This window comes from uncultured Lawsonella sp. (assembly GCF_947252745.1).
Lineage (GTDB): Bacteria > Actinomycetota > Actinomycetes > Mycobacteriales > Mycobacteriaceae > Lawsonella.
In genome coordinates this window covers 177,339-191,904 of sequence record NZ_CAMXWW010000003.1, presented here as the reverse complement: position 1 = coordinate 191,904, position 14,566 = coordinate 177,339, and the positions used below count along the sequence as shown (strand labels likewise).

Below are 14,566 nucleotides of genomic sequence, written 5' to 3'. Positions count from 1 at the left end.
TACAATGGTGGGTATCTCTAGCGTCAACTGACGGGTAGGTACCTTCACTATGGGAAAACTCCGCCTAGCGACGGCTGCTGAGAAAACGGTCACTATCGCGCTGGTGATATTTGGCCTTGCCACCCTCATCGGCATGATTCTCATGTGGCCTTCAGACAAGTCCGTGACGGTCGACGACACCCTCAAACAGTCCATCGGCATGAACGACAGTCTGGTCTATGGGAAGGCTCTGGAGGAAGGGCAAACAGCCTGCAATAACGTCCTCTTCGGGCGTCCCATGAATGTGCAGCCGCACTTCCCCGCAGGATCCTCCTTCAAGCCCTCAGAAGGGGCCGTGAAAGGCCAATGCCCCGCCATCGTCGTGGAGATCCGCACTGGCGAAAACGCCTCCCAGTATGTGGTTCTCAACAATCGCGTGGTGGGCGACTCCGTCATGGTGAAACCAGGCGACCAAATCCGTATGGCGCAAGACAAGTCCGCGGGGAATACCCGCTACGTCTTTGAAGACATGGATCGGCGTGCTTCCCTCGCCATCTGGCTGGGGGTGACCATCCTCATTGTGCTCCTGGCCGGCTCTTGGAAAGGCCTGCGAGCCGTCATTGGTGTCATCGTCACCCTGGCAGTAGTGGTGCTATGGATGCTGCCCTCCATCCTCTCGGGGCACCCCGTTATCCTTGTTGCCGTATGCGGCTCCTCCCTCGCACTCTTCCTCGTGATGTTCTTCGTCCATGGGCTCAGCTGGAAAACCGCCTCGGCGCTACTGGGCACACTGATATCCCTGTTGGGCGCTGTCACCATGAGCCAATTGGCAGTACAGACGGCGCACATCACCGGGATGTCAGAAGACCAGAACGTCACCATGCAGATGTACATGGGGCAGCTGCCAGTTGTCGGTCTCGTCATCGCCGGATTCATCATCGGCACCATTGGTGTGCTGAACGACGTCACCATCAGCCAGGCAGCTACTGTATACGAGCTGGCAGAAATGGATCCCACTGCATCGGCCAGCCGCGTGTTCAGTGGTGCAATGCGGGTGGGTCGTGACCATATCTCCTCCATGCTCTACACCTTGGTGCTGGCCTACACCGGCTCGGTGCTGCCGCTCCTCCTCCTCATCCAACAGTCCTCCCGCGGCATGTGGGAGGTCCTCAACGGTGAAGTGATAGCCGTGGAGATCCTCCGCTCGATTGTTGGTGCCATTACCCTGGCATTATCCTTCCCACTCACCAACGCCATCGCCACCTGGTTAGCAGTTCCGCACAAGCATGGGCGGGAAGAGGATATCGTTCCTGCCACAGTGGGGGCCCTTATCAACTCCACAGAAAAATCTGACGACGAGCCGCTCTCACACCCCATCTCCGCTCCCCAAGAATCCGGGGAAGAAGAAATTGTCGAAGCGGAGATCGTCCCACCCAGTAGGGGAGGCTACCCACACCACGACAACTACCATCGGCCTGCCGATCCACACTCCCGTCCCACCGACGGCTACCCGCGGCCGCAGGGCGGATTCCAACGAGTTGGTGACGGACACCTGGTGACCGGTGACGGTTACCTCACCAGTGGCGACCGCGGCTACGTTACCTATACACCCCCCATTGTTACAAGCACTGCCACCTCTTCAGGAGATGCTCCCACTATTTCCGACTACCAGCCGCGCCGCGTCCGGCCAGCTGGCTCCGATAATGACATTAGCGGCTACCACACTGGAGAGCGCTACACCACCGGAAACGACAGTGGGGACGAGGGAACCCCTGCCCGGCACGGCCGGCACTCCCGCTAATATTCATTACCGGAGGATTCTTAAACGGGGGCACGGGGAAATCGAGAAGCCTGACGAACGCTACGAAAAATCGACCTCCCACACGTCCGAGTTGCCAGAAACTTGCCGGAAGGGCTCCCGTGCACGCCCGCCTCTTCCAACAGGAACGGTAGGCTAGACAGCATGACCGCTACTGATGAACTGCGCGAGGAAATTCTCGCCGCCGCTGCCCGTTCCAAAGCCGCCTCGCGGGCTATTGGCCTGCTTACCACTACGCAGAAGAACGAAATCCTGCAGACTGCCGCCGCTACCCTTCTCGATCGGGCCGACGAAATCTTGGCTGCCAACCGGGAGGATATTGAGATCGCCCGTAGTAAAGGCACCAGCAACGCCATGATCGATCGTCTCGAGCTCGACCAGGCCCGCATCGAAGGCATCGCCGGAGGTCTTACCCAAGTAGCTGGTCTGCCCGACCCCGTTGGTGAAGTGCTTCGCGGCCGCACACTCGGTAATGGTCTCAAACTGCGGCAGGTTCGCGTCCCGCTGGGCGTTATTGGCATCGTCTATGAAGCCCGCCCGAACGTCACCGTTGATGCGTTCGGCCTCGCCCTCAAATCGGGAAACGCGGTCATCCTCCGCGGCTCCAAGTCTGCAGCAGGTTCGAACGCTGCTCTTGTCGCGATCCTGCGAGACGTGCTCACCTCCTGCGGGGTACCCGCGGATGGCGTCCAGCTCATCAGCTCAGCATCCCACGACACCGTCACCCACCTCATTCAGGCACGTGGACTAGTCGATGTCGTCATCCCGCGCGGCGGCGCCAACCTCATCAATGCAGTTGTTCAGAACGCCACCGTTCCCACCATCGAAACAGGCACCGGTAACTGCCACATCTACCTCCACTCAGCCGCAGACCTGGAAATGGGTATCGCCTGCATGCTCAATGGCAAGACGCGTCGCTGTTCCGTATGCAACGCCACCGAAACCGTCTTGGTCGACAAAGGCCTGGGAGACGACGGACTGCAGGCAGTGCTCGACGCGCTGAAAGGCGCCGGTGTCACCGTCCATGGGGATCTCCCCGGCCTGGTTCCGGCCACCGACGAGGACTGGGGCAGCGAATACCTCAGCATGGACATTGCACTCAAAGTGGTCGATGGTCTGGATGAAGCCGTCGACCACATCAATACTTGGGGTTCTGGGCACTCGGAATCCATCATCACCCGGGATGTTACCGTTGCTCAGCAGTTCACCGACCGTGTCGATGCAGCAGCCGTCTACGTCAACACCTCCACTGCCTTCACCGACGGCGAACAGTTCGGCATGGGCGCCGAGATGGGTATCTCCACCCAGAAGCTCCACGCACGCGGCCCCATGGCACTCCCAGAATTGACCAGCGCCAAGTGGGTCATTTGGGGCACTGGTCAAACCCGACCCTAGGTACACAATGACGGATAGCACAAGGCATTCTCCCGCCACCAGCCGCCTCGGCATTATGGGTGGCACTTTCGACCCCATCCACCACGGTCACCTGGTGGCAGCCAGCGAGGTCGCTGCTCGCTTCGATCTCGATGACGTCGTCTTCGTCCCCACCGGCGAACCGTGGCAAAAACACGGGCGGCGGGTGAGCTCGGGGGAAGACCGCTATCTCATGACGGTGATCGCCACCGCCTCTAACCCGCGCTTCTCGGTGAGCCGCTGCGACCTTGATCGGCAGGGGCCAACGTACACCATTGATACGCTGCACGATATCCAATCCCAGCACCCGGAAAGCGAACTCTACTTCATAACCGGCGCCGATGCCCTTTCCAAAATTGTGACGTGGCAGAACTGGGAAGAGCTTTTCGACATGGCGCACTTCGTTGGTGTCACACGCCCCGGTTACACTATTGATGAAGAGTTACAGCGTCGCCTTCCGGAAGGCCGTGTCACTCTTCTCGAGATTCCTGCTCTGGCGATCTCATCGACCGAATGCCGGCGTCGCACTGAGGAGGGGATGCCCGTGTGGTACCTCGTTCCCGATGGTGTTGTGCAGTACATTGCAAAGCGCAACCTGTACCGGTCAGATGATTCTGCGCGTGCCGATGGCACCGCTGTCGCAACTGCCCCCGTTCCTATGCCCCCCGATGCTTACACCACTATTTCGAAGGAGAATGCGTGACAGCCTCTGCTAACGCAATCGAGATCGCTACCTGGGCGGCCCAAGCCGCAGACAGCAAGAAAGCCGAGAATATTCGCATCGTCGATGTGTCGGAGCGACTTGCTATCACTGATTGTTTCGTCATTGCCTCCGCCGACAATGAGCGCCAAGTCAATGCCATTGTGGACGGTGTAGAAGAAGACCTGCTCAAGCGCAAGGTCAAGCCTGTCCGCCGGGAAGGCGGCAAAGAAGGCCGTTGGACCCTCCTTGACTATGTGGATGTCGTCGTCCACGTCCAGCATGCTGACGAACGCGAGTTCTACGGTCTCGACTCCCTGTGGAAAGATTGCCCCGAAATCTCCTGGGGGCCTGCAGTAGATGACGCTACCGCAGGCGACACTGTAGAAGCTGAGGCCGCAGAGGGATAACTGTGTCCTTCCGCCGACTCATACTTCTCCGGCATGGGGAAACCGAGTTCAATCGTGCCCGCCGCATGCAGGGCCACCTCGATGTGGTACTGACCGCTCGCGGGCGAGAACAAGCCAGCCGCGTTGCCCCAGTGCTCGCTGCCAAACATCCCCTCGCCATAGTGAGTTCCGATGCACAGCGGGCCACCCAAACTGCCCAAGCGATAAGCGACCTGTGTGGTGTGCCCGTGCAGCTTGATAGCCGCCTTCGGGAAACCGATATGGGCGCATGGACGGGACTCGACCATGCGGAAGTGGAGGCCCACTGGCCCGGGGACCGCCCGAAATGGCGTTCCGACCCCACCTTTGCTCCCCCCGGTGGAGAAACCCGTTTGGCAGTAGCGGCGCGCGCCATGAACGTTGTCCGTGACCTCCACCGAACCCTCACTGGCTGGGGCCAGGATGACCGTCCTGTCCTTCTTGTCGCCCACGGAGGAACATTTTTGGCCTTAGCCGCCGCGCTCATCGACTCACCGCTGCAGAACTACGCCACATTCTCCGCGTTGGGAAACACCTCCTGGTCCCAATTCACGGAGTGGCCGCAATACTTCACCGAAGCAGATCTCGACCAGCATCCCGCAGCAGCTGGCCCTCGTATCCCCGCGCTTCCACCCATCCAACCCGGCTACCAGTGGCGGGTCGATATCTGGAACTCCACTACTCACTTGGGAAATGACGCGTTCTGATGACAGACCAGCCGGCCCATCACGACACTACTGCGGAACGTCAGGCGTTAGCCGCCTATGATGTGTCCGCACAACATCAACACACCAAGCTTGTCGTCTTTGGCGACTCCCTCACCCACTTCGGGCCGGAAGGTGCCCTACCGCCCCACGATTTGCGTCTCTGGCCGGCAGCACTCGCCCACGACATGGGCCTTGAGCTAGCGCTCTTTGCGGAAGCTGGTTGGACCACCCGCCAAGGATGGTGGGCTATCACTCGAAACCCCACTATTTGGGAAGCCATCGCTGAATCTTCCGCTGTGGTCCTTGGGTTATGCAGTATGGACTCCATGCCCTCTCCGCTACCCACCGCATTGCGCGAAGGACTGCGATATATTCGCCCCCCGCGCTTACGTCGAGCCGTACGGAAGGGCTATCTGGCGCTGCAACCTCAACTGTCCCCCTATCTGCCATGGCAGGCGCTTCCTCCCCATCTCACGGTGGAGTACCTAGAACGGATGCGTAACGCCATCACAGTGGTGCGCCCCGACGTCCCCCTCGTCGCTGTCACCCCCTGCGGCCATTGGGGCAAATCCTATGGTTATGCACAGCCAGGTCGCGATAAAACAGGTGCCGCAGTGCGCCAGTGGGCTCAGAAAAAGGAGATTCCCGTCGTGGATCTCTACGCCGAGACTCGCAGCTACGTTGAAAACCACATTGGTAATCCTGACGGTTTGCACTGGGGATTTGACGCACATCGGGATGTCGCCGACGCTTTCCTTCGAATCTTCCACACTCGCACAAACTGGGGATAAACTTCTGCTCTGGGCGGGCCCACACTTATAACGGACAATGTCCCCTTCTACGCTGCTGGTATGCCGCACCGCTCACCCATCAGCGTTTACCCGCCCAACGCGCCCACCTGGGCGCAAAGTGGATGGGATACCGAAGAACCTAGCCCTCCGCCCGACCCGGCACCAGTTCCTTCGACTCCCGCATCCCGGTCGTTTTCTGCTGCCGCTTCTACTATCCCCGGAGCACAACGGATAACGCACTGGTGGGCGACCATGACAAGCCTACAACTACGCGGATTCATTATCGCCGTACTGGTGTTGGTTGGCCTCTCAACCACCAGCCTCATCGCCAACTACTGGATGCTCCATGCCAGTGGTGTCTCTCCCATAGGTCTGAGAGCTACCCAGTCTGGCCAAACTACCCGAAATAGTAACCCTCACCCCGGGCAGACGGCCGAGGTTCGTACCGTCACCCTGACAACTACGCCATCCATCGGAACAGGCACACACGAGACGGCAACGAACGCTAGCGAGCCTTCCCCGGGAGCTCCCCCGCAAGGACGTTCAGCAGCGTCTACAGCAGTTAGCGACCCTATTAATATCAATACTGCTTCCGCTGCACAGCTTGAGGAGCTTCCCGGTGTCGGCCCCGCCACCGCACAAGCCATCATTGATTACCGCACCACGAACGGGTCCTTTTCTAGTGTGGAGGAGCTCACTGCTGTCGATGGGATCGGTGCGGGCAAACTCGCCAAAATTCGCGGACATGCCACCGTCTAGCACGAACAACCTCCACCTTGCGCACGAGCATGGGGACCGCGTCCACGACATTCGTCTTGTTGTACCGGCACTCTGCCTATGGGCGACTGCCCTCGTAGGGGCAGAAGGAGGGATTCGTGTCCTGGAGGGAGTGGTAGCGACTGCTGTCGTCGGAGCTGTCATCGTGTGGCGAATACGTCGGCGAAGGTCAGAGTCCCCGCTCGTGTCTCTTATTCTTGCAGCATTGCTGGCGGTAGTGCTGGGTGGTGCCGCAGCGCTGCCCCACCTGTATCTCATCGAACGGGGGATGCATACGCTCTACCCTGCGTCCACGACCACCCCCAGTCTGTCGGTCTCATCAGTTACCCATGCTTCGTTAGCTACTCACACCCGGTCAGCTACCCTGTTCACTCCTCCATCCCAGGGTTCCCGTACGGCCGCCTCATCACGGGTAGTCCTCGGTCGCATCACCGGCAGACCACTCCATAACGCTACGGGTACGCGCTTTACGCTACGTACTGCCCACGGGGAGATGGTCATCCATGCCCGCTCAGCACAGTGTCAGAAACTCGTGCTAGGACAACGTGTCACACTGGTCGTTAAACCATTAAGGCCCCCAGACCACCACCTCAGCTTAGGAGAGTGGCGAGCAGTATACCTTCGTAGTGCCCGTGCACCGCAAGGAATTTGGGCATTTTCTGCACTTGTTGCGCAGCGGTGGGAGGAGGCCCTTACCCTCGCCGACACGGCAGGTCTCACCACCAGCCTGCATGCCCTGGCCCGCGGAATGACCATCGGAGACACCTCCGGCATCACCTCAGACCAGCAGCGTTGTTACCGTGCCAGTGGCCTTACTCACCTCACTGCCGTCAGCGGTGCCAATGTCAGCTATGTGCTGCTCCTCGCCGGAGTTACACTCCACCATGCTTCCCCTCGCCGCCGGGTAATCGTGCACTCTATCCTCCTCATACTCTTCGCAGCGTTAATCGGTCCTGAACCAGCCGTCCTTCGTGCCACTATCAGCGGAGCCGTGGGCGTAATTGCGTTGTGGGAAGGCGGACGCAGCGCCGCGTTCCCTGCACTTGGAGCCGGGATACTTAGCCTCATCATCATCTCACCACTATTTGCTGTCTCGCCCGGATTCCTCCTGTCTGTAGCGGCCACTGCCGCGCTCATCTGGGCAGCGCCTCGGGTCGTTGAGAAATTCGTACAGTTCGGGCTTCCTCGAGTCGCTAGCGAGGTGCTGGCGGTGACGGTGGTGGCCGCCAGCAGCACACTCCCGTTAAGTCTCTATCTTTTTGGGACAGCCAGCGTTCTTGGAGTGCTCGCCAATATTATGGTTGCACCAGTTGTTCCCCTCATCACCGCAGTCGGTTTGGTGGGAGTAATGACGAGTTTCGTCTTCCCTCCACTGGGAGCAGTACTGCTGATGGTGCTAGTGCCAGCACTGTGGTGGGTGGAGAAGGTAGGGATGGCGCTGGGCGGCCCCAGTTGGGCTCAGCTTTCTCTTCCCCAGGAGCTTTCCCCTGGGCTTGTTCCACCCTTGGTTCCCAGCTTGCTGGCTACCGCCGTGCTCGCTGCAGCAGTACTCACCTGTTACACACGGAGAGGGAGGGGAGTGGTTACGGTTCTCGTCATCGTGGCTGGGGTAGTGACGGGCGGACATGCTCTCGCAAGCTATCGGCATTTGATGGCTTGCCAACGTCAGCCAGATGCCCTCACTTTGGTCTCGTCAGCGCCGAACGTCACTTCATCGCGTGACTCTGTTTTCAGCTCCACGCACACTGTGAGGGTGGAACACCGCGGGTCAAACCACCGACTACGGCGTCCGGTCATTCTTCTTGAAGGCGCAATCACTGCTGTGACCCTGCCGCGCATCGATGAGCTCGCTAGCAGCCTGCGCGATCCTGTTTTCGTACACCTGAACACGGTTACCACCCACGTCGCCATCACTCGTGGATCCAGCCCTTCCACATATCACCCTGGCTCGTTATCCGCCAGCGTCTCCGCACGTGAGTCTCTCCAGGGATCCTCCACCGTGTCCTCTCGTGTGTCTCTCACGCCGGGCGGCACCCCCGTTGTCGAGCTGGCACCCGGCGAGACGGTGACAATCACCAAGACCAACCAGATTTGTGCCCTAGTCATGGCAAGATAGAGGCGTGAACCCTCTGCAGCTCATTCTCGGTGACGAAGAATTCCTTATCGACCGCACGATCTCCAGCATCATTCAGAGTGTCCGTGTCGGCATGCAGGGCAATCCGGAAGAACTTCCGATTACCAAACTCCGTGCGGGTGATGTCACACCGTCCGAAATCGTCGAGCTGCTCAGCCCCTCTCTCTTCGCAGAAGACCGCGTCGTCGTCCTTGAAGCAGCTGGTGAAGCTGGCAAAGAGGCAGCAGCCACTATTGAACAAGCGGTACAAGGACTGGCGCCAGGGATCGTTCTGGTAGTGGTTCACAGTGGTGGAGGCCGTGCGAAAAACCTCGTCACCGTCATAAAGAAGGCAGGCGCGGAGGTCACGGAATGCCCAAAGATCATCAAGGTGAGTGAACGAGAGGACTTTGTCGTCAACGAGTTTCGCACCCTGGGTGTCCGTCCTAGTAGTGATACCGTCCATGCACTTTTGGATGCTATCGGTGGGGATCTTCGTGAGCTTGCCTCCGCTGTAACCCAGTTGGTGGCGGATACCGGGGGACGGGTCGACCCGGCGGCTGTCCGGCGCTACTACGCGGGGGTAGCCGGTGTCACCGGTTTCCAGGTTGCCGACGATACACTTGCGGGGAACACGGTGGCTGCGTTGACGGCACTCCGCTGGGCACTCGTGGGTGGTCTGCACCCTGTTCCGATCGCGGATGCATTGGGAGATTCCCTCTTAGGAATGGTGCGTATTTCTGCTATGGGCCGCGTAGACCCCTACTCTTCCGCAAAAACATTGGGGATGCCGCCGTGGAAGATCAAAAAGATTCAGCAGCAACTGCGAAGATGGGATGCTGCTCGCCTGGCGCAGGCGATGCAGATTGCCACCGATCTGAATGGGGCGGTGAAAGGGCAAGCAGCGGACGCTGAATACGCTCTGGAAAAAGCTGTCCGGGAGATTTCTCAACTGGCGGGTCAGCGCTGAGGCGCGTCACCTAGCTGACGCGCATTCTCCCGTAGTCGGGGGACGATTGGGATGATGCGTGCTGCCAGGAGACGTGCCTCTCTTATAGCAGAAGCGCCGGTCGGGAAAACCCACACCGGCGCTCCTGTGATGTTCTAGTACAGATTAGAGAGCGTTAGTCTGCTGAGCCATAGCGGACTTCTTGTTGGCCGCCTGGTTCTTGTGGATGACGCCCTTGCTGACAGCCTTGTCGAGAGCGCGGCTGGCGACACGCAGAGCCTCAGTGGCTTTTTCCTTGTCGCCAGCTTCAGCTGCCTCACGGAAGGCGCGGATATCAGTACGCAGAGCAGACTTAATGGCCTGGTTACGAAGACGGGCGCGCTCGTTGGTGCGGATCCGCTTCTTCTGGGACTTGATGTTTGCCACGTGGAAACCTCTGTAAGTTGATGTGTTCTGGACTCAATGCTTATTTGATTGCGGCGCGTTGCCCCGGGGCATCTCACTCGGCAGTATTCGTACAGAAAAGTACGGGACGTCCACCGGGTGCGCTATACGCAATCACCGAAGGTTCAGCATAGCAAAGATGCTGCTACCACTCAAAACGTGTTACCTGGTTCATGACCAGCCGTACTCATCCCGCAGGCGGCGCGCGACCTGCTCAAAACGTTCCCTATCGAGTACTGAACCTTCACGGCGTATTCCTGCTTCTGGAACCTCTAAGACGCGATCTAACCGCACGTAGCTCTCTCGATGCTGGCTATCCCAGGATCCACGGCCAAGATACTCCCAGTTGCTGTCATCGCGACGGCGTGACTGCGAGGACAACATGAGTCCTAACAGCGTGTCACGATCGCGACCCACCACAAGTACCGGGCGGTCTTTGCCCTCGCTGGGGTCCTCCTCGAACTCCACCCACGTCCATACGATCTCGCCCGGATCGGCCTTGCCATCCAAATCGGGGGAGTACACCAAGTGGTGAGCTACACTACGGGCGCTCTTAGCGTGACGGGTGGTGGGGCGACCGCCCCCGCGGCTGATCTGCCGGTCGTGCGCATTCCCACTAAAGCTCCGGATGGTTTCCTGCGCACCACGCGCAACAATACGACGCGCCGATGGGTTACTGAGAACGTTCTTCGCGGCGCGCACCAAGGTACCGACGAGGCGGCCGCCTTTTCCAGCTGGACTCATACGTCTCAGCGTACCGTGTGCCGGTGCGCGTGCCCGAGAGAGCGGCCTAAATTCCAGAAACTGCCACTTCGTGAGACACTAGAGGGGGAATTCCCCATATCGACACCGCGGAGCGGGTGGTATGTACCCTCCGCGCTGTCCGACCCGCACTGTCCGACACGTACTGTCCGAAAGGTTTGAGGACGTCTATGGCGCACTTCGCAGAGACGACGTTTACTGATCCCGCCCGGATCCGTAACTTCTGCATCATTGCCCACATCGACCACGGTAAGTCCACGCTGGCCGATCGCATGCTGCAGATCACCGGTGTCGTCAACCAGCGCGAAATGCGTGACCAGTATCTGGACCGCATGGATATCGAGCGGGAGCGCGGCATCACCATTAAGGCACAGAATGTGCGTATCCCCTGGGTGCCGAAGACGGGTGCCTGTGCCGGTCAAGAGATCGTCATGCACCTCATCGACACCCCCGGGCACGTCGACTTTACCTACGAGGTTTCCCGCGCTCTCGAAGCATGTGAAGGGGCTGTGCTTCTCGTCGACGCCGCCCAGGGTATTGAGGCGCAAACCCTCGCAAACCTTTACATGGCCATCGATAAGGATCTGGAGATCATCCCCGTCCTCAACAAGATCGATCTGCCAGCTGCCGAGCCGGAGCGCTACGCCCGCGAAATCGCCCAAATTATCGGCTGTGATCCCAGCGACGTCATTCAGGTCTCGGCAAAGTCGGGCATTGGCGTCGAAGAACTCATGGACGTCATCGCCGAGAAAGTGCCCGCCCCGACCGGCAGCTCTAGTGACCCCACCCGCGCCCTCATCTTCGATTCCGTCTACGACATTTACCGTGGAGTCGTCACCTACATTCGTGTGATGGATGGGGAGATACGCCCTCGCACCAAGATCCGCATGATGTCGACCGGTGCGGTCCACGAACTCCTCGAAGTGGGCGTTATCTCGCCCGAGCCAAAACCTACCGATGGGCTTGGGGCTGGAGAAGTAGGCTACCTCATCACCGGTGTAAAAGACGTTCGCCAGTCCAAGGTGGGCGACACCGTCACCACCTTTAAAGACGGAGCAGAAGAACCTCTCGCCGGGTATGAAGAACCAAAGCCCATGGTCTATTCCGGTCTTTACCCTATTGATGCCTCCGACTACCCCGACCTGCGCGATGCACTTGACAAGCTGCAACTCAACGATGCAGCCCTCACCTACGAGCCGGAGACCTCTGTGGCGCTGGGCTTCGGCTTCCGCTGTGGCTTCCTCGGCCTCCTCCACATGGAGATCACCCGCGACCGTCTGCAGCGCGAGTTTGGGCTGGACCTCATCTCCACCACACCCAACGTGCACTACCGGGTTGTCACCGAAGACGGCACCGAGTACGAAGTGACGAATCCCTCTAATTGGCCCGAAGGTAAACTTCGGGAAGTCTATGAGCCCGTCGTAACCTCTTCGATCATTGTGCCCAGCGAGTTTGTTGGCACCACGATGGAGCTGTGTCAGACCCATCGCGGTGAGTTAAAGGGCATGGATTACTTGTCTGAGACGCGTGTGGAGCTGCGCTACCGCCTGCCGCTCGCCGAGATCATCTTTGACTTCTTCGACTCGCTGAAGTCGCGCACCCGCGGATACGCCTCGCTGGACTACCACGAGGACGGTGAGCAGCTGGCCGACCTGGTGAAAGTCGATATTCTGTTGCAGGGTGAAGCCGTGGATGCATTCTCCGCTATCGTCCACAAGGATTATGCCTCCACCTATGGCAATATGATGACGAAGAAGCTGCGGACCCTCATCCCCCGACAGCAGTTCGAGGTGCCCATTCAGGCTGCAGTGGGATCCCGCATTATTGCCCGCGAGAATATTCGAGCCATCCGCAAGGACGTCTTGGCGAAGTGCTATGGCGGCGACATTTCCCGCAAGCGCAAGCTGCTGGAAAAGCAGAAGGAGGGCAAGAAGCGAATGAAGACTATCGGCCGTGTAGACGTTCCGCAGGAAGCCTTCATTGCGGCTCTCTCTGCCGACGCCGAAAGCGACAAGAAAAAGAAGTAGCCTCACAGCGGCGCCGGGCCCCCAGAGACTTAGCTCTAACTGAGGCCCCAGGTTGCCCGAGCAGCCCGATAGCAGTCCATTTCCACATGGGGTTTCTCATCCCACACCATGCAGACTCGCGTCGCCTCGTTGTAGGCGGGCCATCCTGGGTTACCGTCGGTAATGAAGTGCTGTAGCGCACTGTGCATGAGATCGGCGGTGGTCTGCCCGGCGGCATCATCTAACACTGCGGCAGTCGGGTCACTAGGATCCGTTGTAGCGACGGGGCCCACTACGCTGTCGGCAGTCTCTGCACCGAGCGTACCAAACCACATAGGGAGATCGGCGCAGTGGGCAGCCCCCTGTCGACCCGGCCAACGATAGTCATAGACCCAGGTGCGGGACTCTTCAGCAGGTTGGTCAAGGACGCGCCCCTCTGCCGCAGTGGCGACGGTGGCTCGAATCATGGTGTCAGACATGACCGCCCCCACGCGACCCTCGTGGATATCGTCATGGTGGGCGGCAATCACGCTGTTTCTCCGGTTGGGATCCACGCCCGCCGTAGAGAGAGAAATCTCCACACCGAGCCGGGAGAACAGCTTCATTGCACCGTCAAAAGTGATCGAATCGAACTCTTCCGAGGTGGATCCGATGAGCATCGGATAGTTCTGGAAGGGGGCACCGTCAGCCGCGTCACTTAGAGTCTTCGGCTGAGTAGCCGCATCACGCACCGGGTAAAAGGGGAGACCGAGGGGGTTGTTGCGCCGCATCCGGCGAGAGAGCTTCTTCATTTTCTCCAGCGGCCACTGTGACAGCTCATCGACCGTAAAGGTTCGGAAGGGCAGTGCGCGACGGGCTGCCTTAACGATTCCCTTTGCGCCCCCATCGGAGGGGAGGCGGACAAACGCGGGTGAGCATGAAAATACCTGTTGGAAAAGACCTTCTGCAGCAGGATTAGAGGCGAGGCAGAGGACGCTCGTGCCACCTGCCGACTGACCTCCAATAGTGACACGCTTAGGGTCACCACCGAATGCGGAGATATTACTCTGCACCCATCGGAGGGCGGCTAGCTGGTCGAGCATGCCGCGGTTCTGAGGGGCATCCGGCAGCGGCAGCCAGCCTTCCGCATCAAGACGGTAGTTGATGGTTACTACGATCACTCCGGCAGCGGTGAACTTTGCTCCATCCCACCAATCACAGGCATTTTCCCCCACAATGAAGCTGCCGCCATGAATCCACACAAAGACGGGGAGTGGATGCGATGAAGGCAGTTTGTTGGGCTGGGGGAGGGTATCTCTGGGCGCATAGATCGTGAGATTGAGTTTTTCTGCGCCGGGCCGGACCACTTCTGGGATGGTGGGGTTGGGATTGGTGGAGAAGTCTTGGGCGGTGGGGCCGGGCGCAGTGCAGTCGCGAATACCGTCCCAGGGTAGTGCGGGCTCAGGTTCGGCAAAGCGGGAGGTACTGGAGACGGGAGCTGCGTAGGGGATGCTGTAGAAGACCACATCGTGGGCGCGGTCAAGCCCTTGGACCTGCCCATACTGGGTGGTGATAACAAGGGGGGAAGGGACTCCACGTGGAGAGGTCACTGTGGTGGTGTCGTTTTCGGCCATAATCCGAGGTTACCTTGTCCTCGCTAAGATAGAACCCACAACTATGCCACGACGCGGCTCGATTG

Annotated in this window: 13 protein-coding genes; 10 read left to right on the top strand and 3 right to left on the bottom strand. The window is 59.4% G+C overall.

The window, feature by feature from the left end:
- Positions 1 to 49 precede the first annotated feature (49 nt).
- The 9 genes from Q0X28_RS04730 (at position 50) to holA (ending at position 9,697) form a co-directional block, all read left to right on the top strand.
- The gene (locus Q0X28_RS04730; protein ID WP_296239015.1) at positions 50 to 1,780 is read left to right on the top strand and encodes a YibE/F family protein; all 1,731 of its coding nucleotides are present in this window, start codon (positions 50 to 52) and stop codon (positions 1,778 to 1,780) included.
- Between the two features lie 162 nt (positions 1,781 to 1,942).
- Positions 1,943 to 3,193, top strand: a complete 1,251-nt coding sequence (locus Q0X28_RS04725; protein ID WP_296239017.1) for a glutamate-5-semialdehyde dehydrogenase — start codon at positions 1,943 to 1,945, stop codon at positions 3,191 to 3,193.
- 7 nt (positions 3,194 to 3,200) lie between these two features.
- A complete protein-coding gene (nadD, locus tag Q0X28_RS04720; protein ID WP_296239019.1) occupies positions 3,201 to 3,914 on the top strand; it encodes a nicotinate-nucleotide adenylyltransferase in 714 nt (237 codons plus the stop codon).
- On the top strand, positions 3,911 to 4,321 hold the full coding sequence (gene rsfS / locus Q0X28_RS04715; protein ID WP_296239021.1) for a ribosome silencing factor: 411 nt from the start codon (positions 3,911 to 3,913) through the stop codon (positions 4,319 to 4,321). The genes nadD and rsfS overlap by 4 nt, the downstream gene beginning before the upstream one ends.
- A 2-nt stretch (positions 4,322 to 4,323) precedes the next feature.
- Positions 4,324 to 5,046: a histidine phosphatase family protein gene (locus Q0X28_RS04710; RefSeq protein WP_296239023.1), complete on the top strand. Its 723-nt coding sequence runs from the start codon at positions 4,324 to 4,326 to the stop codon at positions 5,044 to 5,046.
- Positions 5,046 to 5,837: a diglucosylglycerate octanoyltransferase gene (gene octT, locus Q0X28_RS04705; protein WP_296239025.1), complete on the top strand. Its 792-nt coding sequence runs from the start codon at positions 5,046 to 5,048 to the stop codon at positions 5,835 to 5,837. Before Q0X28_RS04710 ends, octT begins: the two co-directional genes overlap by 1 nt.
- Positions 5,838 to 5,897: 60 nt before the next feature.
- Positions 5,898 to 6,596, top strand: coding sequence for a ComEA family DNA-binding protein (locus Q0X28_RS04700; RefSeq protein WP_296239027.1), 699 nt, complete (start codon positions 5,898 to 5,900; stop codon positions 6,594 to 6,596).
- The gene (locus tag Q0X28_RS04695; protein ID WP_298576839.1) at positions 6,583 to 8,730 is read left to right on the top strand and encodes a ComEC/Rec2 family competence protein; all 2,148 of its coding nucleotides are present in this window, start codon (positions 6,583 to 6,585) and stop codon (positions 8,728 to 8,730) included. Before Q0X28_RS04700 ends, Q0X28_RS04695 begins: the two co-directional genes overlap by 14 nt.
- A 4-nt stretch (positions 8,731 to 8,734) precedes the next feature.
- Positions 8,735 to 9,697, top strand: a complete 963-nt coding sequence (gene holA, locus Q0X28_RS04690; protein ID WP_296239031.1) for a DNA polymerase III subunit delta — start codon at positions 8,735 to 8,737, stop codon at positions 9,695 to 9,697.
- Between the two features lie 144 nt (positions 9,698 to 9,841).
- Here holA and rpsT read toward each other — a convergent pair whose 3' ends face one another.
- Both rpsT and Q0X28_RS04680 read right to left on the bottom strand, forming a co-directional pair.
- Complete coding sequence (gene rpsT, locus Q0X28_RS04685) at positions 9,842 to 10,102, bottom strand: 30S ribosomal protein S20 (RefSeq protein ID WP_296239034.1); 261 nt, start codon at positions 10,100 to 10,102, stop codon at positions 9,842 to 9,844.
- 189 nt (positions 10,103 to 10,291) lie between these two features.
- A complete protein-coding gene (locus Q0X28_RS04680) occupies positions 10,292 to 10,864 on the bottom strand; it encodes a type II toxin-antitoxin system PemK/MazF family toxin (RefSeq protein WP_298576837.1) in 573 nt (190 codons plus the stop codon).
- A gap of 188 nt (positions 10,865 to 11,052) precedes the next feature.
- On the opposite strand from Q0X28_RS04680, the gene lepA reads away from it, so the two are divergent.
- The gene (gene lepA, locus Q0X28_RS04675; RefSeq protein ID WP_296239039.1) at positions 11,053 to 12,909 is read left to right on the top strand and encodes a translation elongation factor 4; all 1,857 of its coding nucleotides are present in this window, start codon (positions 11,053 to 11,055) and stop codon (positions 12,907 to 12,909) included.
- 35 nt (positions 12,910 to 12,944) lie between these two features.
- Here lepA and Q0X28_RS04670 read toward each other — a convergent pair whose 3' ends face one another.
- Complete coding sequence (locus tag Q0X28_RS04670) at positions 12,945 to 14,501, bottom strand: carboxylesterase/lipase family protein (RefSeq protein WP_296239042.1); 1,557 nt, start codon at positions 14,499 to 14,501, stop codon at positions 12,945 to 12,947.
- Positions 14,502 to 14,566: the final 65 nt, after the last annotated feature.

What these genes read in the sequence shown, in the direction of transcription:
- Q0X28_RS04730 (WP_296239015.1), top strand. Translation starts at nt 50, where the DNA reads ATGGGAAAACTCCGCCTAGCGACGGCTGCTGAGAAAACGGTCACTATC.
- Q0X28_RS04725 (WP_296239017.1), top strand. Translation starts at nt 1,943, where the DNA reads ATGACCGCTACTGATGAACTGCGCGAGGAAATTCTCGCCGCCGCTGCC.
- nadD (WP_296239019.1), top strand. Translation starts at nt 3,201, where the DNA reads ATGACGGATAGCACAAGGCATTCTCCCGCCACCAGCCGCCTCGGCATT.
- octT (WP_296239025.1), top strand. Translation starts at nt 5,046, where the DNA reads ATGACAGACCAGCCGGCCCATCACGACACTACTGCGGAACGTCAGGCG.
- Q0X28_RS04700 (WP_296239027.1), top strand. Translation starts at nt 5,898, where the DNA reads ATGCCGCACCGCTCACCCATCAGCGTTTACCCGCCCAACGCGCCCACC.
- Q0X28_RS04695 (WP_298576839.1), top strand. Translation starts at nt 6,583, where the DNA reads ATGCCACCGTCTAGCACGAACAACCTCCACCTTGCGCACGAGCATGGG.
- Q0X28_RS04680 (WP_298576837.1), bottom strand. Translation starts at nt 10,864, where the DNA reads ATGAGTCCAGCTGGAAAAGGCGGCCGCCTCGTCGGTACCTTGGTGCGC.
- lepA (WP_296239039.1), top strand. Translation starts at nt 11,053, where the DNA reads ATGGCGCACTTCGCAGAGACGACGTTTACTGATCCCGCCCGGATCCGT.
- Q0X28_RS04670 (WP_296239042.1), bottom strand. Translation starts at nt 14,501, where the DNA reads ATGGCCGAAAACGACACCACCACAGTGACCTCTCCACGTGGAGTCCCT.